The following is a 26,384-nucleotide window of genomic DNA, read 5'->3' on the forward strand; positions in this document are numbered from 1 at the left end:
CCCTCAAGCTCCTATCAGGTCACGTCTCGTGACGCCCCGGGTGCAGCCTGGAGGGCCGAAAGATCAATGCCATGACACGCGGTCAATCGTAAGGACKGGTCAGGCCCCACAGGCTGCAGGCACCTTCTCACAGCGTAAGGAACAAGGTGTCGCGACGGCGGTCCTCTGCCCCGTCGCCGGCGACGGGGCCGCTCAGGTGCTCGCCGCGCGCCTCCGCATCCCAGCCATCATCCTCCTGCTGGGGCTCGGCTTCCTGGTCGACCCTATCCTGGGCCTGCTTCATCCGTCCCGGGCGTTCGGGCCGAACCTGCGTCCGCTGATCGGGCTTGCAGTGGCCATCGTGGTGTTCGAGGGGGGGGCTGGTGCTCAACTTCCGTGAGTTGCGCGCCGCCGGCCAGGGCGTGATCAGGCTCACGGCCATCGCGCGTCCCATCAACTTCGTGCTGGGCACGCTCGCCGCGCACCTCATCGGGGGATGCTCTGGGGACCGGCAGCCGTGTTCGGCGCCATCCTGGTGGTGACGGGACCGTCCAGGCTGAAGCGGTGCGCCTGTTCGTCCCGGAAGGGGGCTAGCCCGTTCTCCAGCATCGCGCGCAGGGAGGCGCCGCCCCACTCGTCGCGGACAGCAGGTCGTGCGTCTTAGAGAGCGCGAGGATGCCGCCTTCCAGCCGGTCGACGCGGCGCGACTGCCTGGCCAGCGACTGCACGGCCGTCAGGGTGTTGCGCACGCGATGGTTCAACTCGTGGAGCATCAGCGTCTGCCGTTCCTGCAGCAGGTGGCTCCTGTCGAGTTCGGCGCGCCGCTCGCCCTCGTGCTTCTGCAGGGACGCCGCCACTCGCATAATCGTGCGAGCCGGCAGGCATCGCCGAGGATCATGTCCGCCCGACGGGTTCTCAGTGACCCGGCCGACTTCGGGACGGTACCGACCGCCTTCAGCCCCGAGTAGTCGCTCAGGCAGCCAATCGGTTGGCGGCTCGTCGCCTCAGTCCGGAACCAGCCTGACACCCACGAGCATTTCCCGCACGTTTGGCATACAAGCGACCGGAAGAAACCAAGCGGAGAACCGTATCCGTGGTCCCCACGTCCTCTGGTCAGGTCAACATCCTGCTCGTCGACGACCAACCGGCCAAGCTGCTCACCTACGAGGCCATGTTGGGGGATCTCGGGGAGAACCTGATCAAGGTCGGCTCCGGCCGAGAGGCACTCCGCTGCCTGCTCTCCACCGACGTCGCGCTCGTCCTCATCGACGTTTGCATGCCCGACCTCGACGGTTTCGAGCTCGCGAAGCTCATCCGGGAGCACCCGCGCTATCGCAAGACGCCACTGATCTTCGTCTCCGCTTTGCAGGTATCCGAACTCGACAGCCTGCGCGGCTACGAGGCTGGTGCCGTCGACTACGTGCCGGTGCCCGTCGAGCCGCAGGTGCTGCGGGCCAAGGTTAGGGTCTTCGTCGAGTTGCACCGAAAGACGCGTCAGCTCGAAAGCCTGAACGCCGAACTCGAACGGCGTGTCCAGGAACGAACCGCTGCGCTGCAAGCCACGGCCCAGCGGCTTCAAGAGAGCGAGCGCGGCCGCAGTCTTGCCATGGCTGCCGGAGAGATGGGCTCCTGGGAGTGGGATCTGCTCACCGGCGAATACCGCTGGGACAGGGGGCACTGCCGGATCTTCGGCGTCGACCCTGATTACTTCCACCCAACACCAGAGAACGTCGCGCCCCTCATCCATCCCGAGGACCTCGACCGTGTCCGCGCGGATGGCAAGACAGCGTCCCGAACCGGGCAAGCCTACCACGCCGAGTTCCGCATCATCCGCCCTGACGGGGAGCTCCGATGGTGCGTCGCGGGCGGAGCGGTGACCCGCGACGATTCCGGTACGCCGGTTCGCCTGAGCGGCGTGATTCACGACATCACCGGGCGCAAGCGCGCGGAGGAGAACCTCCAGCACCGCAACGAGGTCTTGGAGCACCTGGTTGAGGAGCGCACTCGGGAGCGAGAGGCGGCTCTGGCTCAGCTGTTCGAGGCGCAGAAGGTCGAGACCATCGGTCACCTGACCGGCGGGGTCGCCCATGACTTCAACAACCTGCTCATGGCCGTGCTGGGCAGCCTGGAGCTCCTGAAGAAGCGCCTTCCGGCCGAGGATGAGCGCTCGCACCGCCTCTTGGACAACGCGGCGCAAGGAGCGGAGCGCGGTGCGGCGCTGACCCAGCGCCTACTGGCGTTTGCGCGGCGCCAGGAGCTCAAGCCGCAGGCAGTCAGCCTCCCAGAGCTATTTCAGGGCATGCAGGACCTGCTGGAGCGCGCAGTCGGCACTGACGTCGAGATCCAGGTCAGCGTTCCCGACAATCTCGCAGCCGCCGAGGTCGACGCGAACCAGCTTGAACTCGCCCTTCTGAACCTGGCGGTCAACGCGCGAGACGCCATGCCAGCAGGTGGCACCCTGTCCATCGCCGCTCAGGAGGTCGTGCACGAAGAGAGACAGGCCAGCGAGCCGCCAGCGCTGGTCCCGGGCGAGTACGTCTGCATCACGGTCACCGATACCGGCAGCGGGATGGACGAGGCCACGCTCGCGCGAGCGACCGAACCGTTCTTCACGACGAAGGGGCTCGGGAAAGGCACGGGGCTTGGCCTGTCCATGATCCACGGACTGGCCTCGCAGTCAGGGGGYGCCATGACGGTGTCGAGCCAAGTCGGCCATGGGACGACGGTTCGACTCTGGCTACCGAAGTCGGGGCGAGAGCCCGATGCTCTCCTGGGCGTTGCCCCGGAGGGGCCAGGCCCCGGCCAGGTGGATCACCCGACAGACCGCCTGATGATCGTTCTGGTCGACGACGACGCGTTGGTGCGAGGGGGCACTGCCGAGATGCTGGAAGATCTCGGCCATACGGTGGTCGAGGCGGAATCGGGGGTCCATGCTTTGGAATGGCTTCGGACGCGTGACGGCGGGGTCGACCTCGTGATCACCGACCATGCCATGCCAGGCATGAGCGGCTCGGAGTTGATCTGCCTTCTGAGGGAGGCTTACCCGCTTCTGCCTGTGCTCCTGGCAAGCGGCTACGCGGATCTAGCGGAGGAGGAGCATGCCGAGGATTGGCCGCGTCTCTCCAAACCGTTTCGCCAGAGTGAACTCGCGGTTGCAGTTGCTCGTGCGATCCGACGGTCCGGGGGGCCGATGGCAAACGAGGCCGCCGCGTAGACAGCACCCGAACCCACCCTTGCCTCTCCGCTTGAGCCTCCCGCCAAGCCGACGTTCCCTTCCGCTCGGCGCCACCCCCGTGGCCGGAACCGCCATGCTCGGCGGCTGCGACCGCCTGGGCGAGGCCGACTGGTTCCGGCGCACGCTCAAGACCGGCGAGGACGCCAACCTGTTCGTCCAGCGCCTCCTCCTGACCGGGAGGACGCTCGCGCCCGAGTACGCCGAGGCCGACATCTCCGTGGTTTAAGCCGAACGGCACCTAGGATCCGCCTGACAAGGCCTACAAGGCCCTCGCGAAGCGCAAGTTCACCGAGTACCGCCTGGAGGTCTTGGGCCTCGTCGAGACGCCGCTGAAGCTGTCCCTGGCTGAGTTGCGCAAGCTCTCGTCACGCACCCAGATCACCCGGCACGACTGCGTCGAGGGCTGGAGCGCTATCGGCCGGTGGACCGGGGTGCCGCTGTCGGAACTCCTGAACCAGGCCAGGCTCAAGCCCGAGGCGCGCTACGTCGTGTTCCGCTGCGCCGACACCATGCACCAGGGTGAGGACGAAGACGCTGACGGAACGGACGAGGCGCCGTCCGGCGGCAACGCTAATCCCGCGATGACCAAGCAAGCGGGCGGGGGTGAGGACAAGCGGGACTCCAGCGGACAGCAGGCCGCGGATGCCGAGCCGGCGACCGAGCCCGTCCGCTACTACGAGAGCATCGATCTGGTGGACGCGTTCCATCCCCAGACCATCCTCGCCTACGAGCTGAACGGAAAGGTGCTGCCCGTCGCCAACGGCGCCCCGCTGCGACTGCGGGTTGAGCGCAACCTCGGCTACAAGCAGGCCAAGTACGTTATGCGCGTTGAGGTCTTGGAGAGCTTCGCCGACATCGGCGAGGGCAAGGGCGGCTATTGGGAGGACCAAGGCTACGCCTGGTACGCCGGCACCTGACATGGGGAGCACCCGGTCCTTTACGCAATCGTGTCCCGTGCAGGGGCGGCGCAGGTGTCGCACCCATCCGGATGGATGGTCTGACCGGGCTCCGAGCTCCGACGCTCGATCCGGTCGACGGTGCAATGGCACTGGTTCACGCACCCGGCCTTCGTTCGACTCAAACCGCGAAGAGGAGCGCAGCGTACCCTGCTGCCCCCGCCGCGAAGGCCCAGAACCGGCTATGACGCTCGCTCGGCACCTCCTCCTTGAGGACGTTGAGGATCACCCCGCCTCCGAGGAACGCCGTCAGGGCGGCGATGCCTGCTTCGGAGACTTCGATGGCATACCCCAGGGCGAAGCCGGCCAGCAGCATGACGAAGTGCGCCCCGAAACCTTCCGCCGCCGACTGTCCACGACCAAGCCGTCCATTCAGGCATGCGCACATCCGTGAACAGGACCCGGATATCCGGATGGGTTTGGAGGAGCTCGAGCGCCTCCAGCCCATTGTAAACGTCAAATACTCGATAACCCACGCTTTTCAGGATCTGAACGGCGGTATGGCGAACAGCCGGAATGTCTTCCACCGCCAGGACAGCAGTCTCTTCGCCTTGCACTGCATAGCCTCTTGTACGCACCAGGACTCAACTCTTCGAGTGCAACGCACGAGAGAGAAAGGATGGTCAACAAATTCGACGATTTCGTTCTCGACGCCCTCGCCTCAGCCGATCCCGAGGCGGTGATCGCGCGCGGACGCGAGTTGGCGGCGCAGGCCGATCGGCTACGACGCGCGGCTGATCGTCAGATCTAAGAGGTTCAGGCCACCATCGAGGCGGCTGAGAGCGTCCTGGAGCACACGGCCCACCTCCTTGGGGACGATGCGGACCAGAAAGGTGCCGGTCACGTCGGCACACTGAATGGTCCAAACCTACGGTCGTCCGACGCTGTGGGCACTACATGCAACGCGGCGATCAAGAGGCCTTTCGTCCGGCATTCTGGCGCTCGGCCATGGCACCCGGCCGGCCCAGCCCAATGGCCTTGGCGATGGCGGAGCGCCGCTCGGTGTAGCTCGGAGCGATCATCGGGTAGTCAGCCGGCAGACCGTAGCGCTTCCGGTAGCTATGCGGGTCGAGACCATTGGCGCTCAGATGGCGCTTGAGCGTCTTGTAGCTCTTGCCGTCGATGAAGCTGACGATCCCCTCATGCCGGACCGACTTGCGGATCTGGGCGGCGCTCGGCTTATCGACCTCGACGTGTGGGGTCGCAGACCCAGAACTGCCTGTGGCGCTCAGGCCGAAAACCGCCTCGTGAACCCTCTTGATCAGAGCCGGCAGCTCGGCCGGCGGAACGGGATTGTTCGCGACGTAGGCTGAGACGATTTCGGCAGCCAACTCGGTGAAGTTGAAGCTGACCTCTTGTGTTTTCTCGTTCAAGACTTTTCTCCCTATGATTGGGTTACGCTCCCGTAGAATACGTGGCAGATATTATAAATATATTGTTAAAAAGACCAAAAATACTTCGTCTTAGACGGTATTTATGAGATATTTTGTTCAAGATTTGCGGCGATTAAGCGATGATTATCAAGGCGGGCACTGAGGTCTGTTAGCGGATCGTGGACACGTGGCCATAGGGGTCAGCCGCGACCTTCCGCGCTCGCTGACGAAAAGCCCCTTGCTACTGCCCGAACGCGCTACAGGACCATATTTCCGGACGACCGACGAGACGTCCGGTCGTTGTACGTTGCCGGGCTTCGGAAGCTCGATCCGGTCGAGATCGTGGCTGAGGCCGCTCGGCGTCGGTGGCCCGATCTCAAGGTGGTGCTCACCTCCGGCTATCTCGGCCCGGAGGAGTTGCCGGACGACATGGCCTTCGTTCTCAAGCCGTGGCGCACCCGTGACATCGCAGAAGCGGTCACGGGACCTGACTGAGCCATGAGGCAGGGCAGGTCGGATGCGAGCCGTCACGCGCTCCCCTCAAGGGTTAGCACTTCACTTAACAGCCACACTGATCGGGATCGTGGTCAAAGCGTCGCCGCTTGCGATCCGGATCTCCTCGATGCCCGGCAGATTGCGAAAGGCCGCACGAGGGTTGCAGAACGCGCCCGCGTCGGTTTTCTGCGTGGTCATGCTGAAACTTGAGCTTGTTTCCCGCATCGCCGCGCAGAATCCCCAATCTCTACGAGCGAAAGGTCGAGGCTGTCGTGACTGCGATCCCCAACAGGATCGCGGGCGCTGTCGCGGACGGGGACCGGGTCGAACTGCGGGGCTTCGGCATTTTGTCCGCGAAGACTCGTGCGCTGCGACGGGCGCGCAATCCGCGTACCGGCGCGACCGTCCTGGTGGAGGAGAGGTCCCATATCGTCTTTAAGCCGGGGCGAGAGATGGCTCGGCGTCTCAACGGCGGCGGCGAAGCTCCCGCTGCCGATTTGCCATCCGCCCCGGTTCGGTGGGTCGCATGACGCTTTGTCGGCGTTTCCGCAGGGTCAGGCGGTCGGCGCTGCGACGAGGTCTCGACTGGAGCACCGTCACGGGAGTGACGGGCGTACAAGGTCAGCACAAAAGGGGGCCGCCCGCGACGGCCCCTCAAGCTCAGTACCCGTATCCGTAGTAGCCGTAACCGTAGGACGGCAGGTAACGGTAACCCACATTGACCGGGCCGCCCCACGAATACCCGCCGTAAGCGGGGTAGCTGTAGGCTGGATAACTGTAGGCCGGGTAGCCATAACCATAGCTGTTGGCCGCAAGCGCCGATCCAACCGCCAGCCCGGTAATTCCTGCGAGAAGGCCCAGGCCAACGCCACGCCGCCTGTAGCCATACCCATAGCCGCGCCATCCAACGTGGCGATAGCCGTACCCTCCGCGCCAGCCAATCGTACGATAGCCATAGCGGACGCCATGACCGTAACCGCCACGCCAACCGGCATGGCGAAAGCCGTAGCCGCCAAAATGCGCATGACCTCTGTGGTAGCCTCCGAATGGCCCCGCCTCGGCCGGAACCGCTGTGAGAAGGCCAAGGCTTAGAACCGTCGACGAGACAAGTGCGAACTTTCGCATGCAATGCCATCCTGTGTTGGTGATTAGGGCCAATCCTACTCCTCCGGAAGGGAAGGCCTAGGGGCAACTGCAGCCTCAGGGAACAGATTAACCACGGCTGCTTGAGGGTGATACTAAGGCGCTTTCAACAATAAAAGTATTACACCCTCAGATCTGATCCGGCCTCGGGCAATTCCAGGTCACTATTTGATCGACTTCTCAGCGTTTCCCACGTGCATCATGCACCCCTGCTCATCCTTCTTCGCGGCCTTCTCCGAGGCGATCTTCAGCTCGGCCCTAGCCATCGCGGCCTTGCCGGCGTCTTGGTTGGCCGGCATCATCGCGTCCACTCTCTTCATCTCGCTGGCGCAGTTCCTCTCGGCTGCCTGCGAGGGTACGGCGCCGAATGCGAGGAGGGCCGCCGTCAGAGCAAATGCCGACACGTTTGTCATGACCGAGATCTCCGTTCATGTTGCTGGACCGTTCGTTGAACAGAGAGCAAATGCTCGCGTTCCAGTCTCGCTGGCTAAGACCCGCCGAAACGGCTCGCTAGTGTACCAACTTTATGACGATTCTCCGGATCTCGGTGTAAAGATCCAGCCGTCATTGGCGTCGGGAGCACCCATTCAACCTGCCCCGGGTTGCCAAGAGTTGATCGAAGCCGCTCGTTCGCGCCAGCCGATGTGCGTTGGTCGTCGTCTCAGCCGCTGACGCGCTAAGCTCGACTTTGGCCATCTGCGGCGCGTCGAGTCGGCGGAGGTGACGAAGCGGGCGTGACGGATAGGCTGGTGGCATCGCCTCCAAGAGACACCGCCATGCTGCCCCTGCCCACCCGCTTCGCCGGGATCACCCTGGCGTTCGCGCCGCTGTTCGTCCACCGCGCGTGGCGACACGCCCAGAACCTGCTGGTCGGCGCGATCCTCACGCCGGGGCGGCGCACGGTGACGAGCGTCCTGCGCATCATCGGCCGCGCGCAGGAGCGGCGGTTCGTGAACGTCCACCGCATCCTCAACCGCGCTGCGTGGTGCCCGCGCTCCGGCAGCCGTATCTTGCTCGGGCTCCTCGTCGATGCGTTCGCGCGACGTGGCCCCGTGGTCCTGGGACTGGACGACATGATCGAGCACCGTCGCGGCAAGCGGATTGCGGCCAAGGGCATCTACCGTGATCCAGTTTGCTCCTCCGACAGCCACTTCGTTAAGGCGAGCGGGCTACGCTGGATGAACCTGATGGTGCTCGCCCCGATCCCGTGGGCGAGGCGCGTCTGAGCGTTGCCGTTTCTGACCGCGCTGGTTTCGTCCGAGTGCGCCTGTCGTGAACGGGGCCGTCGGCACAAGCCGTCGCTCAACGTCGGCGACCAACTGGCCCTCTAGGCCCGACGCTGGCTGCCGGGGCGCGACCTCGTCGTGGTGGGCGACAGCGGCTTCTCGGCCTTGCTGTTCCTCGACGCGATGCGCCGCGCCCGCATCACGGCGATCACCCGTCTACGGCTGGATGCTGCTCTATACGAGCCGGCCTCGCCACGGTCCGCGCCGATCGCCGTCTCGACAAGAGCGTTATCGTAGCTATCGCCAACACTGCCGACAGAGGGCTCGCTCGATGCCCGCCTCGGCGAGGCGCTCGGCGTAGCGGATGCTCACGTCTTGTGATCCGCGGTCGGAGTAAAACACGAGGCCGCTGCCGGCGAAGGGGCGGCGATCGTGCAGGGCCTGCTCCAGAGCATCAAGCACGAAGTCCGCCCGGGCCGAGCGTGAGACACGCCAGCCCACGATCCGGCGGGCGAAGACGTCGATCATGAAGGCCGCGTAGACGAAGCCGGCCCAAGTGGCGACGTAGGTAAAATCCGCTACCCATAGCCGGTTCGGGCACTCGGCCCTGAACTGCCGGTTGACGCGGTCGAGGAGGCAGACCGCCGCCGGATCGGGAACGATCGCGCGGATCCTGCGCCCTTCGGACGACGCCAGCCAAGCTCATCATCCGCATCAGCCGCGCGACCGTACACCGAGCGGCTACAAACCCCTCGCGGGCGAGTTGCCGCCAATCTTTTCGGACCCCGTAGACGCCGAAGTTGGCCGCATGCACGCGCCGGATCTCGGCCATCAGTGCCGCGTCCCGCTTGGGCCGGGCCGGCAGCTTGCCGGGATCGGCCCGCCGCGCGGCATGGCGTGAAACGTCGACGGGGCGATCGGCAACACCCTGCAGATCGGCTCGACCCCGTAGGTCTGACGATGCCCGTCGATGAAGGCGATCATGACCGGAACCGGCGGTCGAACTCCGCCTGGGCAAAATAAGCTGACGCCTGCCTCAGGATCTCATGGGCTTGCCGGAGCTCGCGAACTTTCTGCTCCAGCGCCCTGATCCGCTCGCGCTCGTCCGTACTCGGCCCGGCCCGCACGCCCCGGTCACGTTCGGCTTGTCTCACCCAGCTGCGCAGCGTCTCGCCCGAGCATCCGGTCTTGGCCGCGATCGAGCGGATCGCGCCTGACTTACGAGTCGTGCTCGCCTTGGTGCTCCAGCACTATTCGCACCGTACGGTCACGGACCTCAGGAGAAAACGGTGGGGTTCGCTTCGTCATGGCTCCATTCTCGCAAGAAGTGGGGTCTCTAGGAAACCCGGTGCGGTTCATACCCGCATAAGACAACACCATTGCCCGACGTGTCCGCGGGATCAGCCCTTGATGGGCAAAAAGTCGGTACAGCGGTGGACACAAACCCGAACCATGGTCTGCCAGACAGCTTGGTCGACTGAGCGCGTGGTCAGCCCCGCGTCGCACAAAGCAAAATGGAGAAGAAGCATGACATCCTCTCGTCTTGGGTCAGTGGCCACTGTACTGTTCTTCACCGTCAGCCCCGGAACAGTGCTTGCGCAGACGAACCCGCCTGCGCCGGGCGCGAGCCAAGTTGACCTCTGCCGCGACCTCGTAAGCTTCCTGGAGCGGCGCGGCGACGCCAAGCCGGCCTCGCCGGTCTCGGCCGACCAAGCCAAGGCGTACCAGCGCGATAACAATATCGTGGCCTGCCGCGACGGTGCCATGCGCATCCAGCAGGCGGGCATCACGCTGCCCGCGGCGCTCCTCGCTGTTGTCAAAGTACCGAGCACGGGCCAACGCACAGCAGACGGTGCCGACATCTTGGTCCAGCCAGGCACGCCGAGCGTGACGGTGCAGCAGCAGAGGCCGGAGATTACGGTACGCCAGCCGCAGCCGGTCGTCAGTGTCACCATTCCGCAGCCTGAGATCACCATCCGCATGCCGCAGCCGGACGTGAACGTCGCGCGCGGGCAGCCGCAGGTTCAGGTCGTGCAATCGGCGCAGCCTCAGGTGCAGGTGCAGCGTGCCAATCAGCAGCCCGTGATCCACTACGAGAGCGCGGAGCCTAAGGTCGTCGTGAACCGCGCGCAGGGTCAGCCGCAGGTCCGTATCGAGCCGATGACACAGCACCAGGCGAACACGGACGCACCGCAGCGGCAGGTGCGTCAGGTCTCCGCCTCCGAGTTCACCGACATGGACGTCATGAACGGGCGCGGCCAACAGGTCGGCGATGTCGAGCGCCTCGTGCGCGGCGAGGACAAGAAACTCTACGCGGTCGTGGGCCACGGCGGCGCCTTCGGCTTGGGCGAGAAGGAAATCGTGCTGCCGATCGACCGCCTCATGATGCACGACGGGCGCCTGATGATCGTCGGCCTCACGGATGAGCAAATCAAGGCGATGCCGGGCTACGACGCGAAGGCCGGCAAGTACACCGAGGTCGAGGCATCGGCGCTGGCACCCCTGACGGTCACCGCGGTGGCGCCGGCGCCGAACGTCGATGCGGCCGCGATCACCGGGACGACTGGCAACGCCACGACGCGCAGCTTCCAGGTCTCGAATCTGCTCCGGAAGGACATCTACAACGTTCAGGGCCAGCAACTCGGCGACATCGAACGCGTCCTGGTGGGGGCGGACGACAAGATGTACGTCGTCATCGGCCACGGCGGGTTCCTAGGCCTGGGCGAGAAACAGGTCCTGCTGCCCTTCGATCGCGTCAAGGTGCGTGACGGCCGGCTGACCGTATCGGGCCTGACGGACGATCAGATCAAGGCGATCCCGGAGTTCGACCGGAACGCCCGCGGATACCGCGATGCCGACCGAAACCGGCAGGCCGAGTTCTCGGTGTACCACGGCTGACCTGACTGCGACCGTCGGGCCCGAAGGCTCGGCGGTCCTCGTCCGGCAGCAAGCTGGGCCTAATCGGGAGACGCATCTGTGGAGGTGAGCGAGTCGGATCCACCGCACGACGGCTCAAACGACCGGATCTCGATCCCCCGGCGTTGGGTCGCGGCCACCCGTCGCTTGACACGTGCTGTCGCGGAGCACGAGATCGTCACGGCCGCCGCGGGGGTCGCATTCTTTCTCCTCCTCGCGGCGTTCCCCGGTCTCGCCGCCATCACCTCGATCTTGGATTTCGTTGCGGCGGCCGGGCGGGCGGACATGCTCCTCTCCACCCTCTCTGCCGTCCTTCCGGCCGAGGCCGTGGATTTGTTAGCGCGGCAGATCGACCGCTTCGCCTCAGGGACGGGGCTTGAACTGGGACTTCATGCCCCCGCATCCTACCTGGGCTTCGTCGCGCTGATCTGGGCAGCCAACAAGGGGACCAAGGCATTCTTCCGAGCCCTGGACCGGATCTATGGGCGCAAGGAGGCACGCCGGTTCATCGCGTTCACGCTGGTCACCCTCGCCTGCACCTTCGGCGCAATCGCGTTTCTGGTGTTCTCGATCGGCGTGATCCTTGTCCTTCCGGCTGTGTTCGGTGCCGTGGGCCTTGCGCCGGATCAAGCTCGCACGCTCGGACTGCTCCGTTGGCCAGCGCTTCTGTTGGTCGTAACCTTGCTGCTCGCGGGCGTCTATCGTAGTGCCGCGCCGCGAGATGCGAAGCCGTGGCGTGTCGCCCTCCTGAGCGGCCTCGCGGCAGCCGTGCTCTGGATCGCAGGCTCGCTCCTGTTGTCCTGTTACGCCGCGCACGCCGAGCGCTTCACCGCCATCTACGGCTCCCTTACTGCGGTCATCGGCTTCATGGTCTGGCTCTGGCTCACAACCGTGGCTGTGCTGGTTGGGGCGGAGCTGAGCGCTGCGGAAAGCGGCTCGCTCTCTGCTCACCCAGTATCGCACCGCCACGCGGATGAGGCTGAGGCGTTGACACGAGCCGCGCTGCGCTCTGGTCATGGATAAGGGCAGCGATGTTCTGTGCCGCTCCTAACGACGCGCGAGCTCGTCGAGCCAACCATGCGAGGCGCCGTGGCGGACGATGTCCGCCCGGGTGCGCAGGCCGAGCTTCTCCGTCGCGCGAGCCTTATGGGTCTCGGCCGTCTTCACGCTGACGCCGAGGCGCGCCGCGATCTCCTTGTTGCTGAAGCCCTGGGCGGTAAGCCGCAGCACCTCCTCCTCGCGGGGGCTCAGCGCCTCCTCAGCACCGGGCTCGGTCGCCGGCCGGCTCGCACCCGGCAGGGCTTTGCCGGCAACGGCCGGGTCGAGGTAGATGCCGCCTTCCGCAATCGCTCTCACGGCTCGCAGGAGATCTTCCGCCGCCGACCGCTTGAGCAGGTAGCCTCGCGCTCCGGTCTGCAGCAAGGGCTGAACGTAGGCTCGGTCCTCGTGAACGGTGAGGGCCAGAAGCCGGACCTGCGGGCAGCGCTCGGCGAGGTGACGCGCCAGGTCTATGCCGTTGAGGTCAGGCATCGAGATGTCGATGACCGCGACGTCTGGCGAGGTCTGACAGATCGTGTCGAGTGCTGCTGTCCCGGTCGTCGCCTCGCCGACGAGCGTGATATCGGGCGCGGCCTGGAGCAGGGCCTTGATGCCCGCCAGCACGATGGGATGGTCGTCGGCAACTGCGACGCGGATCGGGTTCACGGCTCGGCTCCTTCGGGGGCAACGGAATTTCGGCGAACAGGGTCGTGCCCGATCCGGGTGCCGATTCGACCGCCAGCGTGCCCCCCAGCAGGGCGAGGCGCTCCCGGATGCCGGACAGGCCAAGGCGGCGCCCGATTTTGCCGTCAGCGGCAGAGCCGCAGGTTTTGGAACCGTTGACCGCTTCCGGATCGAAGCCTGCGCCGTCGTCCTCGACGATCACTCGCAGCCCGTCGGCGCGGCGATCCAGCACGAGGCTGACGCCGCGGGCGCGGGCATGCTTCAGGATATTGGTCAGGGCCTCCTGGACGATGCGATAGGCAGCCGTCTCCACATCCGCAGCAAGACGCGCCTCGCTGCCCAGCACTTGAAAGTCTAGATCAATGCCGTGGCGGTGGCGCCACTCCTCCGCGTAAGCGGCGAGCGCCTTCTGAAGCCCGAGGTCGTCGAGCGCGGTCGGCCGAAGGTCGAGTGCCGCGCGATGAATGTCGCGCCCAATCTCGGCAGCAAGCGCCTGCAGCCACCGCACCTGGTTCACCGCGTCAGGTTCCGTCGCCGCACTTCCGAGCCGCGTCTCTAGGCTCTTCAGGCCCAGCGACAGCCCGGTGACCGTCTGGCCCACTTGGTCATGGAGTTCGCGCGCGATGCGGCGCTGCTCGTTCTCCTGGGCATCCGAGAGGCGCCGCAGCAGGTCCGTCCGTTCGGCCTCAGCCCGTTTGCGCGGCTCGACGTCTGCGATAACGCCGTAGATTACCCTCGGCCGATCACCGTCGTGGAAACACGGAGTACGGCCCGTCGTCCGCCGCCAGCGCGCGCCGCCGTTCGGCCGGACGGAGCGGAACTCGATGTCGAGTTGCGAATCCTCCGTCACGCAGCGTCGCAGCGCTTGCTCCAGACGCTCCCGGTCTTCTGGGTGGACGGCCTCGAGAAAGGCCGCGAACGACCAATGCGCTTCGCCGGTCTCCACCGGAGCGCGAGGAAAGCCGAGTAGAACCCGCGTGCGCTCCGACCCGGTTACCTTCCGACGAGCGAGATCCCAGCACACCGTGCCGAGTTCCGCAGCCTCCACGGCCAGCGCTCCCCGCTCTTCGCTCACCCGCAACGCCAGCATCATCCGGGTCTCTTCATCGCGCCGTCGCTGCGCGATGTCGCGCGCCGTCAGGGCCGCCAGTCCGGCCGCGAGAGTGAGGCTCGCCAAGCCGCCGGTCACGAGGACGTAGAACGACCGGGATACGGGCGCGTTCAGCGCCGCGCTCGGCACGCCGAAATGCACCGACCAACCGCTCGTGTCGGGCAGAGTCCGATAGACAGTCTCCACATCGCTGCCCTCCAGCGTAGGGCCCGTGTAAAACCCCTCCGGCGCGCGGGCGATGGCCGTCCGCAGAGTCGGGCTCGCGGGTCGGCCAAGCTCCAGCGCCTCGGCAGAGGTGCGCGCGATGATGTTTCCGCGTCTGTCGACGATCTCGCCCACCCATCCGGTTGGGGCACCTGCATCCCTCAGGATCGAGCTGACCGCGTTGGTCGCGAGCGCGACCGTGAGGACGTACCGGAGTTGCCCGTCGCGGATGACGGGGACCCGCAACGAGACGAGCCGTTTCCCCGAAAGGATTCCGACCGGGCCGATGCCGCCAACAACCCCTCGCTTGAGTCGGAGGACCTCGTCGAAACTGTCGCGGTCGGCTGTGGGGCCGAGCGCGCTGCCCAAGGGGCGAAGCAGGTTCACGACCTGATTGCCGGACGCATCCGCCAACTCGACCGTCTCCCATAAAGGACGGCTGGCCTTGAGCCGCCGCGCCTCCTGGTAGAATGGTTCCAGGCGTGGGCTGTCGAGAGCCGGCGAGGCAGCCAGCACATCCAGGATCTGCACCTGTGCGGCCAGGTCCGCCGAAACCCGGTCGGCCACGCGCGCGGTGCCTTCCAGAGCGGCGTGCCGGGCAGCAGCGCGGCCCTGTTCCGCCGTGACGTAGGCGACCCAGCCGCTGAAGAGGAGGATGGGGATAGCCGCCGCGAGGGCCAACGAGATCAGCAGACGGGCGCCCGGGTAGGATTCGCGCTTCACGCCATCGGCTCCGAGTCGACCGCTTCAACGCGTATAAAGTGAATCTCGCGGTCCTATCGTGATGCGACCGTAATTACTGCAGGGCGCAGGGTAGCCGGACCGAGTACGTGGTGACTCGCGGTCATATCGCGACGGTCGCCTAAGAGGCGTCGACCGGACGCAATCAGTTGGATCGTCTGACGTTCCAAGTCGGCCTGCCGAGCCGTACGCTCGTAGGTCCTCAGGCGAAAGATCAGGGCTGCATCCGGCCCCAAGCCGCGGTTCAGGCAATCGCGACCGGCCTGCGTGACGATGTCTCTCAACCGGTTGGCAACGACACCGCGAAGCTCTGTATCGCTGCTCATGACCTCACTCCTCGTATCGGTCGGCTGCGGCAGAGAGCGCGCCATCCGTACAGGTCGGTCTACCGAAGACGGTCTCGACGCAGTGAGCGCGGGGGCCGCAACTTCCCGCTGAACGGTCGAGCGACGTGCGAGTGTCGCTCGCCCGCATCACGTCCCACGCGCGGAGGCACGCGCGTCCTGTCTCGCCTCGTCAGCCGCTGGCGCGCGCTCTTGATCGCCTGCACACGCTTCGCAGTTTTCAATCGCCTCGGCCTCGGCATCCAAGGCCACCAGAAACTCCCGCCACAGAGGCCGGAGATCATAGGGGATCGCCTCGTCAAGCTTGTCTCGGAGCACCTGAACACGGGTTGCGCGCTCGTCTTGCGGTTTCATCGTGAGATTCATTTCCGTGTTGAGCGTGGAGCGGTCCGTTCGGGGCCTTGTCGCGAAGACATTTTGCCCCACTCGGTTTCTCTAACGAAGGCTGCCGCAGGTCAGCCGCCGTCAGCGGAGCGCGCAAGGTTCCGAGGAACCGAACTCAGTCCGCCAGCCGCATCATCTTGAATGGGCTGTACCAGATCATGCAACGCCCGAGAGCATCGTCCGAACAGTCCTGTTGACCATACGGCTCAGTCCGCGAGCTGACCGGATTTCGTATGCACTGTCCGCATCTGATCCTGGGCACACAGGGCGTAAGTCGCACAGTTGGGTTGAGTGCTAAGCCGGGCTCAGCGTCGCTGAGCGACACCTGGATCACCCTACTTCTCCCGCGCAACTCCCTTCTGAGATTTGCCGGTAGGCGTCGCTCGCACGGAGCCGGTCGCCAAGCCCTCGTCGACATATTCCAACATGCCCTCCGGGCTGATCACCAACTTGTCGCTGCCCTTTGCCATACGGCCGTAGCCCGCCGGCCCACTACGCGTACGCAGCACACAGCTGTCCGGGCACTCGACCTGAAATGCGTCTCCGGCCGCAATCTTATGTTCGCTCTGCTTCTCGATCCGGTCGACAGTCAGGATCTGCCCTTGCATGAATTGACTGGCGACGGTAACGGCCCACGCCGGACCGACTGCCAGTACGAAGGCGCCGACCAAGTGGTAGGGCACGCTTGAGAACCTTCATGATGTTCCCCACTTCCAGTGGTGGTGGGCCTGGCAAAGCCGAGATATTTTTCCGGCGCCCTGGCATGGGTGGGGCGAGAAGACAAGCACTCGATCTCGCCTTCCTGGCGCCCGCGAAATCTATCCGCTGTCGTGGTCGCGCGGTGCGTCCCGCCGAAGCAGCCGCTAAAACGCCCAATTCCACCGCACCATGCTGCGGGACTCCAATTTTAAAGTACGAAACTATTTTAGGACAGCTAAGGGCTGATTGAAGCCGGCCTTGTTCTTTGGCTGCGGAGCTTCAGCGACCACCGCTGCCCTGAGGCACCCTGCGTGCTGGCTGGGCTGCATTGCCGGCTGCCGCCGAATCCGTATGGATCGTGGATGCGCCGGTTGGTACCGGCGCTATCGCCAAGTTCCGGTCGTTGCCAGTGGTGCCAGTGGTCGGCGCGACCACCGGCCCTGAAGGCCTCGCAACGTCGGGGTGAGCAGGCATCTGCGCATTGGCTGTGCCTGCGAAGCTTAGTGCGGCCAAGGTCGCCACGGCGAACGGTGTCAAACGCATGAAAACCTCTACATCAAAGAACCTTCGGGCCGACGCTCACACATCGCGATGCTTTGCGTCGGCTTCCTCGCTTCGAGCGACTCCGCCACAGCTATTGTGGCAGGAAAAGGCCGCAGCAGCTGATCGAATCATAGAAACACGATAGAATTTCAGTTTATTTTATTGCCCTGTCAGCATTGCCGGCATGTATCATGCAGTTTTGCTCGTCCTTTTTCGCGGACTTCTCCTCGGAAATTCTCAACTCGGCTATCGCCATCGCGGCTTTGACTGCGTACTGGTTGGCTGAAATCATCGCATCCACCCTCTTCATCTTGCTCGCACAATCCTTGTTGGCTGCTTGCGCAGGAGCGATAAAGCCAGCCAGGGCGCCCGTCAGGAGAGCAAGAGCTAGAATACCTGCATGTCGAAGCTATACGTTCAAGTTGCTAAAAGTGATTGTCGAACGATGTGCAGGTGCCTGCGTTCCAGCAATGGCGTTCCGATTCTGCAAAGATGGCTCGCTAGTGTACCAAGTTCACGTCAGCTATCCGTATCGGGGTTCGGACGTTCGATCGATTTGCCCCATACCAACTGGCGATCATGAAGACCCACGGGGTATTCCCAGCGCGGCAGTTGCGATTCGATGAGGCGGATAGAAGAATTACCATGTCCGCGGCTGTGCCGGTGCGAGAGGACTTCAGTGCCGATGATCTGCGGCGGCTGGCCCGGGCGAACTGGGGCGCGGGCTATCGCGTTCCGGCGACCACTCTGACGTCGCTGCCCCTCGCCACGAAGATCATGGCCATTGAACCCCGCGCGCCCGTCCTCATCGCGAGCCTGAGAGCAATATCGCGATCCAGCGGGTGCTGGGGAAGTGCGCGCAGACGATGAGGATCGCCACCGTCAACGGGATCGCAACCAGCATGCCTGCGATGCCCCAGACCCAGCCCCAGACCGAGAGGGCCACGACGACAGCCACGGGCGAGAGCGAAAGGCTGCGTCCCTGCAGAATGGGATATATGACATTGCTGATCGTGGTCTGGATTGCGCCGAAGCCGGCGAGGATGACGATCGGCAGGACCGAATCTGGAAACTGAACCATCGCGTAGAGGCTTGGGGGGATGATGCCAACGAGATTGCCGACGACGGGGATGTAGTTCAGCAGGAAGTTCAGCGTGCCCCAGACCAGGGCCAGGTCGAGCCCCATTGCGAGTGCCCACAGGGCCGAGGCCACGCCCGTGATAAGGCTGGTCAACGTCGTGGTGGCGAGATAGTCGCGGATCTTACTGGCAATCTCATCCGTGGTCTGTGTCACCTCGCTCCGCTTATCGGTCCCGAACGCCTCTTGAAGCTTTCGCCGCAGAGTGGGAATTTCGGGCAGCCCGAGGACGACCAGAAGAGCGATGAAGGCGAGGTAGACCGAGATCGTATAGGCGTTGCCCAGCAAGTCTTGCCCGACAGCGATGAGGCGGGCGTAGCCTTCCTTGCCGCCGAGCGGTAGGCCCCAATGGTCGGCCCAGGCCGTGGCGGATTCGTAGGCGTTCTCGAACTCCGCCCAATGCTGCGCGAACGCCCGCACGACTTGGGCGGCCGAGAAGTAGACGGCCGCGATGAACCCCAGCGTGATGACGAGCAGCACCACGATCGTGACGAGGCTGCTGACGCGTTCCGGCAGCACGCGGCGGAGCCACACCTTGACAGGCCAGACCGCCGCGATGACCACGGCCGCGACCGCGATCGGCATCGTCACGGCGTAGGACGCCCGCAAGGCCAGCATCACGAGCGGGACCGCGATCAGGACAAGCCAGCCGTTCCGGACCCTGTCACCCATGCTTAGCCACGTCTATGGCGAAACGGCCTCCAACTCCGCAATCTCGCCTTGGGGTGTCTGATCTCAGCGAGCATATGCATGGCCGAGCATCGCGACTTTAGAGCGCCGGAGCGCGGTGGTCGGCTGCGGCGCCGGCGCGGACCGGGCCACACCGAGCCTCCGCGCGCTGCACGGTTCCTCTTCGCTCCGGCAGAGCACGAGCTTGCGCTCCGTCCGGATGATCCGGTGGCACTCGCAGGCAGCATGCTCCAACTGCGGGCGATCGAGCACCCTGATCCAGCCGCGGCCGCGTCGTATGAGCCCGGCGGATTCCATCTCGCCCAGCGCCGTCGTCACACCGGCCCGGCGCACCCCGAGTGTACGACTTAGCGAGCTATGCGTGAGGGGAACCTCGTCGCCGTCCAGGTGCCCGAGCGTCAGCAGAAGCGAGTTGGCAAGGCGCTCGTTCAGGCTATGGTCGGTTTGACAAACCACGAGTTGCTCGCTCTGGATCAAGAGTGCTTGCACGTGTGCCAAGAGGAGCGAGCGCAGGTCCGAGTGACCGCCCATCGCGCACCGAAGATCCTCTGTTCGGATGCGCAACGCCTCGCCTGGCACCTGGACAACGCAGCGGTGCGGCGCGCGAGCGGTCCCGAGTACCGCGGACACGCCGACAAGGTGGTCGCGGCCGAGCGTGCCCACCTCCAGGCTGTCGAGTCCGGCCCTGCGGCGGAGAAGGGAGACCGTCCCGCGCTCGATGAAGTACACGTACGCGGCCGCAGCGTTGCGCTCGTGCAGCACCTGCCGCCGTCGAAGTGCTACCCGCTCCAGTTGATGCCGGATCGCAGCGAAGTCACGGTCGGGTAGAGAGGCGAGCAGGGTGTTGCGGGGCCTTGCTCCCTCGCGGAGTCCGGCCGGGGGGCGCGGAGATCCGGTTCCGACCCGCGGGGGCCGTGACGGATTCATCGGGAACTCATCCGGGTCGATCTCAGCGCGACGCGCATCGGTCATCATGTGAATCCTGGCTCGGAACGGTGGGCGGGGCCGGACGCGGACGATGGAAGGGGGACATCTCCTATCATCATCGCGCAGCGGCTGGACTGATCCCACTCAGGCCTGACGGCGAGTCTGTCAGAGAAAACCTGACCCAGGCAGTCATAAAACCTGACAGCCACGATTGCTGGGCCATGACATTCTCGTGGCGGAAAGGCAGCCTATGGTGCCGTGCGGCCGATTGCGTCTGACGGACCTAGCGTTGCGACCTGGCTCGCGCTCGAACCCCGTGGCCGTGCCTGAACCCGTGCTTACGCTTGCTGGCTACGCAGGAGATCCGAGCGGTTAGGGGCTTACGGCTGGCCCCTAGAGCTGTTCCCGGTCAGGTAGCGACGACCAAGTCGTTCTCGTAGCCGGCTGCGGCGAGGTCGTTGCGGCACTCCTGCGGAGTGAAGCGCGTGAAGGCCTGGCGGATCGCCGCCCACAGATCCGGGATCGTGCGGGCTGCCGCGGTGCGTAGCAGATCCTTCAGCTTCGCGAAGACCTGCTGAGGGGATGCCCCAATCGACCAGTCGATTGGGGCATCCCCTGATCGGGTTGAAATCAGGGCTGTAGGACGGAAGGTCGAGCAGCCGCGCTCCTGCGGCCTCGATCGCATCCTGCACGCCAGCGACCTTGTGGGCAGGCAGGTTGTCCATGACGACGATGTCGCCCGGCTGCAGCACCGGGACCGAGGTGTCGGTGACATAGCTGCAAAAGCGCGTGCCGTTCGTGGGGCCGTCCAGCAGCGCGGTCCCGCACAGCCCGCGGGTGCGCAGGGCGGCAGTGATGGTCGTGTTTTGTCGTGGCCCAACGGAGCTGCAAGCCGGCAGCGCTCGCCGCGTGGGGCCCAGCCGGAGCGCCGCGCCATGTTGGTGGCAGCCGCCGTCTCGTCCAGGAACACCAGCCGGTCCGGATCGAGCTCGGGCTGGGCCTCAAACCACGCCTCGCGCGCCGCTCTTACGTCCGCACGCTCCTGCTCAGCTGCGAGCGGCACCCCTTTTTCCAGCTGATCCCGTGGCGGGCAAAGAAACGCGACAGGCCGCTCGTGCTGGTCGGCACGCCCTGCTCAGCCAACCGGTTGCGCAACTCGCGCAGGAACAGGCGCGGCTCCTGCTCGGAGGCGGCCAGGATCAACTCGGCATGCGCCTCGATGCGCTTCGAGGTGTGATCGCCGCCCATCGGCTTGGAGGCGAGTTGGCCCTTTTGGTGGGAGCGCTGCGACCAGCGGCTGGCCTCGACACGCTGACCCCGAAGCGGGCTGCGGCGCGATGGCATGAGACACCCGCCGCCACGGCGGCAACGACACGCTCGCGTAAGTCGACGGGCAGAGGTGAGGGCTTCGGATTGCTCCTTCCCCCGTCAACGCGCCACCCGATAACTCGTCGCAAGCCGCCCGGGACCGGCTCTAGAACTGTCCGAGTGGAACAGGGTTTGAAGTGCTATAGCGGCATCGCTGCCAATAATAAAACTTTATGTTCGTTAGCGCACCAATTTTCGCCGGATCTGACGGAACGTATTCTGCGATCTCCGCTTTGGAATGCTAAAGTACTTTGGGCTTCCCGTGGCCTGCGTGGCAAGGTTTTCGTATGCGATACAAAGAATTGGCCAAAGTTGCGACATGCGCTCTCGGGCTCTATGGCTTCGCTGTCGGTGATGGATTAGCGCAAAATCAAGCCAGGGTCGCGGCCCCACCTGTGACCCGGCAGCGGGCAGATACCCAAACCAATCCGCTCGATCCGGGTCTGATCTACAAAGGATGGCGGGCGCGGCTGCTCTTCGGGCAGCCGGTCATGGATCGACATGCTGATCAGCAGATCGGGACGGTGCGCGATATTCTTGTCGATGCAAACGGACAAGCGGCGGCATTGGTCATTGAGAACAGTGGGACGGAGTATGTGCCGCAGGCCATCTACCGGATTCGCTGGAAGGACGTCGACTTGACGCCCTACAGGTCCGGCGTCGTGATTGATCCGCCGAGTCGAGATCTTCATCGCTTTGGGCTCTTCCCGGGAAGCGAGAGCGTCGACACGCTGCCGCGCGAGTTCCGACTGAGCGAGATCCTCGGCGACTATGCCCGGTTGCAGACTGGCTATGGCTATGGGATCGTGACCGACGCCATCTTTACGCAGGATGGCCAGCTGAGGGCCGTGCTCGTGAGCCGGGACGCAGCTTCGGGTGGACGAACGATAGCCTTTCCGTTCCTCGGAACCCAGGGACCATGGGATCCAGGCCTGAGCTACTACGGCTTGCCTTTCGTGACCGACCATCAAGCGGACTCGGCCGGACTGAAGGTCGATCCGGATCGCTTCAACGATGCCGCTCTGTGAACATTTGTGCTGCCGCCTCGCCGTCGTAGCCAATTGCGGCGTTCGGGTGCGTGCCGCATCGTCATTCCCAATTCGCTCCAGCTACAGACAAATGATCGCAACGGGGCAACGTGGGCGCAGGCAGACTGCTTCCGCTCTTGGCTGTCTCCAGTGCCGCTGCGCGTAACGCATCGAATATTTCGTCCTTTGCATGAGGCGTGGTGGCCATCGAGGCCTGGCAGTTTTCATGTCATCATCTCCGAAAGCAGGCGCATTGCGGCAGGACAGTCCCCCCGGCTGTTCTGTCTAGGCGCGCATTGGGACCTACAATTGGCTTGAGAATTGGTGATCGAGCAGATTTCCACCGCGAGCTTTCTTCAGTCGAGATGCACGTGCTGGCGCCGCGTCCATGCGGATCGCTTCGCTCTGATTGTGGACGCTGCCGATTACTTCGCTCAGCTCAAGGCGGCCATGGTGCGTGCTCGCCAGCGGGTCATGCTGATCGGGTGGGATTTCGACACCCGCGTGCGGCTCGATCCTGAAGGCGAGCCCGGTGCCTGGCCAGACAAGCTCGGTTCGTTCATCAGCACGCTCGTACAGCGCCGCCCGGAATTGCAGGTACATGTGCTCAAGTGGGACCTTGGCGTTCTGCAGACGCTCGGGCGCGGCGCGACTCCTCTGTTCATTCTCAACTGGATGACGAGCAAGCGTGTCCGCCTGCGGCTCGACAGCACGCATCCGCTTGGCGCATGCCATCACCAGAAGATTGCCGTGATCGACGACACCATCGCCTTCTGCGGTGGCATCGACCTCACCGTCGGCCGGTGGGACACGCCCGAACACCGTGACGAAGACCTGCGCCGCAACAGCCCCTGGGGGTTCGCGCAGTCACCATGGCACGATGCGACGGCGGCGGTAGACGGCGAGGCGGCGCAAGCCTTGGCTGAACTTGCCCGTGAGCGCTGGGAGAGCGCGACCGGCGAGAGATTGCCGTCGCTTACCGAACAGCACACGATCTGGCCTAGAACGCTTCAGGCCACCTTCCACGACGTGACCATCGGCATTGCCCGCACCCAGCCAAAACAAGACGGTCAACCAGAGGTGCGCGAGATCGAGGCRCTGACCCTTGCAGCGATCTCAGGAGCACGCCGTTTCATCTATGTGGAAAGCCAGTACTTGGCGTCCCACCGTATTGCCGAAGCCTTAGCGCAGCGCCTCGGTGAGACGAGTGGCCCGGAGGTGATCGTGGTCAATCCCCTGTCCACCGAAGGCTGGCTGGAGGACAAAGTCATGGGATCAGCCCGCGCCCGGATCATCGATCTGCTGGGGGACATCAACGGTGGAGACCGCTTCGGGATCTACCACCCCGTCGCGGCCGGCGGTACCCCCATCTACGTTCACGCCAAGCTCATGATTGTCGACGACCGCTTCCTGAAGATTGGCTCCGCGAACATGAACAACCGCTCGATGGGGCTCGACACCGAATGCGATCTCGCTTTAGACGCTCACGGTCAAGCTGCGGACGATGTGCTCGTCTCTCAGATCCGCTCGGTCCGGCATCGCCTATTGGCTGAGCATCTAGGCGTGACCTCGGACGAAGTCGCGCGCGCGGAACTGGGCGCGGGCTCCCTCATCCCGGCCATCGACCGTCTGCGCACTGCGGGGGCAAGAACGCTCGTCCCACTGGAGCCGACGCAGCTCAACCCGGCAGAAGAGGTCATCGCCGCAAATGGAGTCCTCGATCCGGACCAACCGGAGCCGATCGTGTACCAGCTTGCGAAGTTCGCGTCTGCAAGCCAGGAGGCGCTCCGCAGAAGTTTTCTCGGTACGTACATAATGGGCAAAGTGTTATCTCGTCGGTCAGAAAGCGACAGAACTGGTCTCAAATGACGTTTCACTCAGGACAGCGATCATAGCAGCTGTGGACAGCGAAGTTGGGCGTGCCGGAGGTCGAACATCGACCATGAACACGGCGCGCATGGGCGACGGCCATCAGGTGATCGGCAATTACCCGCGCTCCTAGGCGATTTTCCCGCCGACCGCGCCATGCACGCGCGAGCCGTGCCGTCCTGGCCAATGCTATGCTCTCATGCCGCTCCTTGTCGGTCCGACCGCCGCAGGGAAGGTCTGCGCGGTCGCGTCGAGGTGCCTGCCGGCTGCCTGTATGTGGGCGCCGTCCTCGACCCTCACTGCTGCGTAGGTTCTGGGCATCGCCGCGAGCGCTGAGCGAAGGTTCTGAGATCCTGCTTGACGACTTAAGAAACGGCAGCCGCTGCGCCACAGCCATCACGAGGGCGCGCCTGTGCGGTGCCAGGGTTTCCCTGACACGCGTGCGGTTTTCTCCGACTGCTGCACGGTGCCTCGCGACCCAGATCATCCATCGAGCGGGATAGGGACTGCTGGATGAGTCTAGCAGTTCATCCGGTCCAAGACGGTGACAGCGGTGAGCGGGCCGCCGCTGATGCGGATCCATCCCACACGGCACGCCCTCGCGAGCGCCTGCAATTTGGGCCCTGTATCGGCCATTCAAACAGTTGAGGGCGCCCTGCGGTCGTTCCTCGCGCCGCACGCCGCTCATTCACGGCAACCATGGAGTCGAGATGATGAAACCCATTGCAGTCGCCCTCACAGCGGTATCCGGCATCGTCCTGTTCTCGCCGACAAGCGAGGCGCGGCCCTTCGGCTGGGGACCCGGCTTCGCTGGGCACCACGCCGGCTTCCATGGCTTCCGGGGTGACCAACACGGCTTCCGCAATTTCCGCACCGTGGGCTTCCGGCACCATTACCGTGGCTATCGAGGCATCGGCTTCGGACCGGCGCGTTACGGCTATGGGCGCCACTACGGCCGCTACGCCTACCGCCGCGGCTATCGCGGGTTCAATCTCGCTGCCGGCCTGGGCCTCGGCTTAGCCGCAGCGGCCATCAGGCCTGCCTACTACGGTCCATCATACGGCTACGGTTACTCCTACGCCCCGGTCGACTACCGCTTCGGCTACGGCCTGAGCCGGCCGTACTACGGCTGCGGCTACTGAGGCGAGCATCAACAGGTGACGCCCCGTCGCGGATGCGGTGCGGGTTCCCCCATCGAATGGGCCTAACTAACAGAAAGTCCTCCCTCTCCCTGCCAGTATTGATCCCTCCACAGGAAAGTCACGGCAGCACCATGAAGATCATCATTATCAGCACCCTCGCCGCCAGTGCTATACTCGCGGCTCCCGCATTCGCCCAGGATAAGCAGGCCCAACCGTCGAACACGCAGACAGCGCCGATGAAAACTCCGCCGGGAGCCGCGATGCCGGCGGCCCCGAGCAGTGCCAGCGCGGGCTCTAACGGTGCAGGAGGCATGACGATGGCTGATACCGCGGCCGTCAAGATCCGGTTCGTCACTGCCAAGCCAGCCGAGGTGACCTCCTCGAAGCTCGTGGGCAAGAACCTCTACAACAAGCAGAACGAGACGGTTGGCGAGATTGAGGACCTCGTCATCGAGAACGGCAAGACGGTAACCGGTGTCGTGGTCAGCGTCGGTGGTTTCCTAGGCATGGGCGAGCGTTACGTGCTGGTCGACCCTTCGACCATCTTCCTCCACCGGACCAACGGTACTCTCAAGGCTATAGTCGACGCTAACAAGGATACGATCAAGAACGCGCCTGAGTTTAAGTACGACAAGAAAAACACCTGACCACCTCAGGGCGAGGACTTGGTCGTCTAGGGCCAAGCCCTCCGTTCGATATCGCTACTCCCGAATGATGGGCTCAGTCGCGTGCCGGTGCAACGGTTAAGCTAAGCTATGAAAGCAACATGTCCGTACAAAATACTTGCCCGAAATTGAAATTTCGGCACTACTCGGTATGGCTTGGCAGAAATTTAAGTCGCATGAAAGCTTAGCGCACATGCTCTTGGACATTATCAAGCTAGGTGCCCGCGCAAGGGCTGCCGGTCGGCCGCGGGATGCTTGTCCATATCCAGGCGACTCCCGTGAACGTCGGGCTTGGTCCGAGGGCTACGACAGCTCCTCTTGGGAGATGGCGTCCCGCATGCCTCATCCGGCACGGCTGCTCCCGGACATCGGCGCCGCTGAGGTCGGTGACGGCATGAGGTCCTAGCCCGCGCCGGGGGCTTCGACCAGAGCCCGAGGTCGGCACGGCGAGGGTCAAAACAACTCCTAAGCCGCCTTGCTGCCGAG

At 64.5% G+C, this 26,384-nt stretch carries 22 protein-coding genes, 7 pseudogenes and 1 other annotated feature; of the genes and pseudogenes, 13 read left to right on the forward strand and 16 right to left on the reverse strand.

The genetic code is table 11. The features are described 5' to 3' along the window. Positions 1-127 precede the first annotated feature (127 nt). The gene (locus AC1DXK_RS00740; protein WP_477296396.1) at positions 128-451 is read right to left on the reverse strand and encodes a hypothetical protein; all 324 of its coding nucleotides are present in this window, start codon (positions 449-451) and stop codon (positions 128-130) included. A gap of 14 nt (positions 452-465) precedes the next feature. Beyond that, positions 466-842 (reverse strand): annotated as a pseudogene (locus AC1DXK_RS00745) (HWE histidine kinase domain-containing protein). Between the two features lie 230 nt (positions 843-1,072). On the opposite strand from AC1DXK_RS00745, the gene AC1DXK_RS00750 reads away from it, so the two are divergent. After that, entirely contained in the window at positions 1,073-3,193 is a 2,121-nt protein-coding gene (locus AC1DXK_RS00750; protein ID WP_477296398.1) for a response regulator, read from the forward strand. Positions 3,194-3,287: 94 nt separating this feature from the next. Further along, positions 3,288-4,131 (forward strand): annotated as a pseudogene (locus AC1DXK_RS00755) (molybdopterin-dependent oxidoreductase). A gap of 160 nt (positions 4,132-4,291) precedes the next feature. Here the strand turns inward: AC1DXK_RS00755 and AC1DXK_RS00760 are convergent. Further along, on the reverse strand, positions 4,292-4,486 hold the full coding sequence (locus AC1DXK_RS00760; RefSeq protein ID WP_477296580.1) for a hypothetical protein: 195 nt from the start codon (positions 4,484-4,486) through the stop codon (positions 4,292-4,294). Positions 4,487-4,553: 67 nt separating this feature from the next. Next, positions 4,554-4,748 (reverse strand): annotated as a pseudogene (locus AC1DXK_RS00765) (response regulator); the annotation flags it as partial. A 41-nt stretch (positions 4,749-4,789) separates the two neighbouring features. Here AC1DXK_RS00765 and AC1DXK_RS00770 point away from each other — a divergent pair. Next, entirely contained in the window at positions 4,790-4,921 is a 132-nt protein-coding gene (locus AC1DXK_RS00770; RefSeq protein ID WP_477296400.1) for a hypothetical protein, read from the forward strand. Positions 4,922-5,081: 160 nt separating this feature from the next. Here AC1DXK_RS00770 and AC1DXK_RS00775 read toward each other — a convergent pair whose 3' ends face one another. After that, on the reverse strand, positions 5,082-5,543 hold the full coding sequence (locus AC1DXK_RS00775; RefSeq protein ID WP_477296402.1) for a Ros/MucR family transcriptional regulator: 462 nt from the start codon (positions 5,541-5,543) through the stop codon (positions 5,082-5,084). A gap of 300 nt (positions 5,544-5,843) precedes the next feature. Here AC1DXK_RS00775 and AC1DXK_RS00780 point away from each other — a divergent pair, with 300 nt between their 5' ends. Continuing rightward, a complete protein-coding gene (locus AC1DXK_RS00780; protein WP_477296404.1) occupies positions 5,844-6,038 on the forward strand; it encodes a hypothetical protein in 195 nt (64 codons plus the stop codon). A 60-nt stretch (positions 6,039-6,098) separates the two neighbouring features. Here the strand turns inward: AC1DXK_RS00780 and AC1DXK_RS00785 are convergent, their stop codons facing one another. Then, positions 6,099-6,236: a hypothetical protein gene (locus AC1DXK_RS00785; protein ID WP_477296406.1), complete on the reverse strand. Its 138-nt coding sequence runs from the start codon at positions 6,234-6,236 to the stop codon at positions 6,099-6,101. On the opposite strand from AC1DXK_RS00785, the pseudogene AC1DXK_RS00790 reads away from it, so the two are divergent. After that, positions 6,235-6,568, forward strand: a pseudogene (locus AC1DXK_RS00790) (HU family DNA-binding protein). The gene AC1DXK_RS00785 and the pseudogene AC1DXK_RS00790 overlap by 2 nt on opposite strands. Before the next feature lie 130 nt (positions 6,569-6,698). Here AC1DXK_RS00790 and AC1DXK_RS00795 read toward each other — a convergent pair. Beyond that, the gene (locus AC1DXK_RS00795) at positions 6,699-7,163 is read right to left on the reverse strand and encodes a hypothetical protein (protein ID WP_477296408.1); all 465 of its coding nucleotides are present in this window, start codon (positions 7,161-7,163) and stop codon (positions 6,699-6,701) included. 182 nt (positions 7,164-7,345) lie between these two features. After that, the gene (locus AC1DXK_RS00800) at positions 7,346-7,594 is read right to left on the reverse strand and encodes a hypothetical protein (RefSeq protein ID WP_477296410.1); all 249 of its coding nucleotides are present in this window, start codon (positions 7,592-7,594) and stop codon (positions 7,346-7,348) included. 363 nt (positions 7,595-7,957) lie between these two features. Between AC1DXK_RS00800 and AC1DXK_RS00805 the strand changes: the two genes are divergently transcribed. Further along, on the forward strand, positions 7,958-8,407 hold the full coding sequence (locus AC1DXK_RS00805) for a transposase (protein WP_477296411.1): 450 nt from the start codon (positions 7,958-7,960) through the stop codon (positions 8,405-8,407). 248 nt (positions 8,408-8,655) lie between these two features. Here the strand turns inward: AC1DXK_RS00805 and AC1DXK_RS00810 are convergent. Continuing rightward, positions 8,656-9,715, reverse strand: a pseudogene (locus AC1DXK_RS00810) (IS3 family transposase); the annotation flags it as partial. Beyond that, positions 9,317-9,433 (reverse strand) — a sequence feature (AL1L pseudoknot). (Overlaps the previous pseudogene by 117 nt.) A 102-nt stretch (positions 9,716-9,817) precedes the next feature. On the opposite strand from AC1DXK_RS00810, the gene AC1DXK_RS00815 reads away from it, so the two are divergent. Next, positions 9,818-11,305, forward strand: a complete 1,488-nt coding sequence (locus AC1DXK_RS00815; protein WP_477296413.1) for a PRC-barrel domain-containing protein — start codon at positions 9,818-9,820, stop codon at positions 11,303-11,305. 84 nt (positions 11,306-11,389) lie between these two features. After that, entirely contained in the window at positions 11,390-12,346 is a 957-nt protein-coding gene (locus tag AC1DXK_RS00820; RefSeq protein WP_477296415.1) for a YihY/virulence factor BrkB family protein, read from the forward strand. Between the two features lie 24 nt (positions 12,347-12,370). Here AC1DXK_RS00820 and AC1DXK_RS00825 read toward each other — a convergent pair whose 3' ends face one another. The 7 genes and pseudogenes from AC1DXK_RS00825 to AC1DXK_RS00855 form a co-directional block, all read right to left on the reverse strand. Further along, entirely contained in the window at positions 12,371-13,027 is a 657-nt protein-coding gene (locus AC1DXK_RS00825; protein WP_477296417.1) for a response regulator, read from the reverse strand. A 76-nt stretch (positions 13,028-13,103) separates the two neighbouring features. Then, positions 13,104-14,138: pseudogene (locus AC1DXK_RS00830) on the reverse strand (sensor histidine kinase); the annotation flags it as partial. A gap of 1,436 nt (positions 14,139-15,574) precedes the next feature. After that, positions 15,575-15,799, reverse strand: coding sequence for a hypothetical protein (locus AC1DXK_RS00835; RefSeq protein ID WP_477296418.1), 225 nt, complete (start codon positions 15,797-15,799; stop codon positions 15,575-15,577). A 365-nt stretch (positions 15,800-16,164) separates the two neighbouring features. Further along, positions 16,165-16,512, reverse strand: coding sequence for a hypothetical protein (locus tag AC1DXK_RS00840; protein WP_477296420.1), 348 nt, complete (start codon positions 16,510-16,512; stop codon positions 16,165-16,167). 1,364 nt (positions 16,513-17,876) lie between these two features. Then, positions 17,877-18,881: an AI-2E family transporter gene (locus AC1DXK_RS00845; protein ID WP_477296422.1), complete on the reverse strand. Its 1,005-nt coding sequence runs from the start codon at positions 18,879-18,881 to the stop codon at positions 17,877-17,879. A 63-nt stretch (positions 18,882-18,944) separates the two neighbouring features. Further along, positions 18,945-19,874: a Crp/Fnr family transcriptional regulator gene (locus AC1DXK_RS00850; RefSeq protein WP_477296424.1), complete on the reverse strand. Its 930-nt coding sequence runs from the start codon at positions 19,872-19,874 to the stop codon at positions 18,945-18,947. A gap of 361 nt (positions 19,875-20,235) precedes the next feature. Further along, positions 20,236-21,271, reverse strand: a pseudogene (locus AC1DXK_RS00855) (IS630 family transposase). A gap of 210 nt (positions 21,272-21,481) precedes the next feature. Between AC1DXK_RS00855 and AC1DXK_RS00860 the strand changes: the two are divergent. From AC1DXK_RS00860 to AC1DXK_RS00880, 5 genes are all read left to right on the forward strand, one after another. Then, positions 21,482-22,222, forward strand: coding sequence for a PRC-barrel domain-containing protein (locus AC1DXK_RS00860; RefSeq protein WP_477296426.1), 741 nt, complete (start codon positions 21,482-21,484; stop codon positions 22,220-22,222). 324 nt (positions 22,223-22,546) lie between these two features. Next, complete coding sequence (locus tag AC1DXK_RS00865; RefSeq protein WP_477296428.1) at positions 22,547-24,091, forward strand: phospholipase D-like domain-containing protein; 1,545 nt, start codon at positions 22,547-22,549, stop codon at positions 24,089-24,091. A gap of 710 nt (positions 24,092-24,801) precedes the next feature. Next, positions 24,802-25,233, forward strand: coding sequence for a hypothetical protein (locus AC1DXK_RS00870; protein WP_477296430.1), 432 nt, complete (start codon positions 24,802-24,804; stop codon positions 25,231-25,233). Between the two features lie 131 nt (positions 25,234-25,364). Then, entirely contained in the window at positions 25,365-25,880 is a 516-nt protein-coding gene (locus AC1DXK_RS00875) for a PRC-barrel domain-containing protein (RefSeq protein ID WP_477296432.1), read from the forward strand. 211 nt (positions 25,881-26,091) lie between these two features. Further along, positions 26,092-26,304, forward strand: a complete 213-nt coding sequence (locus AC1DXK_RS00880; RefSeq protein WP_477296573.1) for a ribosome modulation factor — start codon at positions 26,092-26,094, stop codon at positions 26,302-26,304. Positions 26,305-26,384: the final 80 nt, after the last annotated feature.

It is taken from the genome of Methylobacterium sp. P3_A11, assembly GCF_056403155.1.

Bases quoted from the DNA above. Each gene is read 5' to 3' on its own strand.
- AC1DXK_RS00760 (WP_477296580.1), bottom strand. From the start codon at position 4,486: ATGCTGCTGGCCGGCTTCGCCCTGGGGTATGCCATCGAAGTCTCCGAA.
- AC1DXK_RS00770 (WP_477296400.1), top strand. From the start codon at position 4,790: ATGGTCAACAAATTCGACGATTTCGTTCTCGACGCCCTCGCCTCAGCC.
- AC1DXK_RS00785 (WP_477296406.1), bottom strand. From the start codon at position 6,236: ATGACCACGCAGAAAACCGACGCGGGCGCGTTCTGCAACCCTCGTGCG.
- AC1DXK_RS00795 (WP_477296408.1), bottom strand. From the start codon at position 7,163: ATGCGAAAGTTCGCACTTGTCTCGTCGACGGTTCTAAGCCTTGGCCTT.
- AC1DXK_RS00800 (WP_477296410.1), bottom strand. From the start codon at position 7,594: ATGACAAACGTGTCGGCATTTGCTCTGACGGCGGCCCTCCTCGCATTC.
- AC1DXK_RS00805 (WP_477296411.1), top strand. From the start codon at position 7,958: ATGCTGCCCCTGCCCACCCGCTTCGCCGGGATCACCCTGGCGTTCGCG.
- AC1DXK_RS00815 (WP_477296413.1), top strand. From the start codon at position 9,818: ATGGGCAAAAAGTCGGTACAGCGGTGGACACAAACCCGAACCATGGTC.
- AC1DXK_RS00835 (WP_477296418.1), bottom strand. From the start codon at position 15,799: ATGAAACCGCAAGACGAGCGCGCAACCCGTGTTCAGGTGCTCCGAGAC.
- AC1DXK_RS00845 (WP_477296422.1), bottom strand. From the start codon at position 18,881: ATGGGTGACAGGGTCCGGAACGGCTGGCTTGTCCTGATCGCGGTCCCG.
- AC1DXK_RS00850 (WP_477296424.1), bottom strand. From the start codon at position 19,874: ATGATGACCGATGCGCGTCGCGCTGAGATCGACCCGGATGAGTTCCCG.
- AC1DXK_RS00860 (WP_477296426.1), top strand. From the start codon at position 21,482: ATGCGATACAAAGAATTGGCCAAAGTTGCGACATGCGCTCTCGGGCTC.
- AC1DXK_RS00870 (WP_477296430.1), top strand. From the start codon at position 24,802: ATGATGAAACCCATTGCAGTCGCCCTCACAGCGGTATCCGGCATCGTC.
- AC1DXK_RS00875 (WP_477296432.1), top strand. From the start codon at position 25,365: ATGAAGATCATCATTATCAGCACCCTCGCCGCCAGTGCTATACTCGCG.
- AC1DXK_RS00880 (WP_477296573.1), top strand. From the start codon at position 26,092: ATGCTCTTGGACATTATCAAGCTAGGTGCCCGCGCAAGGGCTGCCGGT.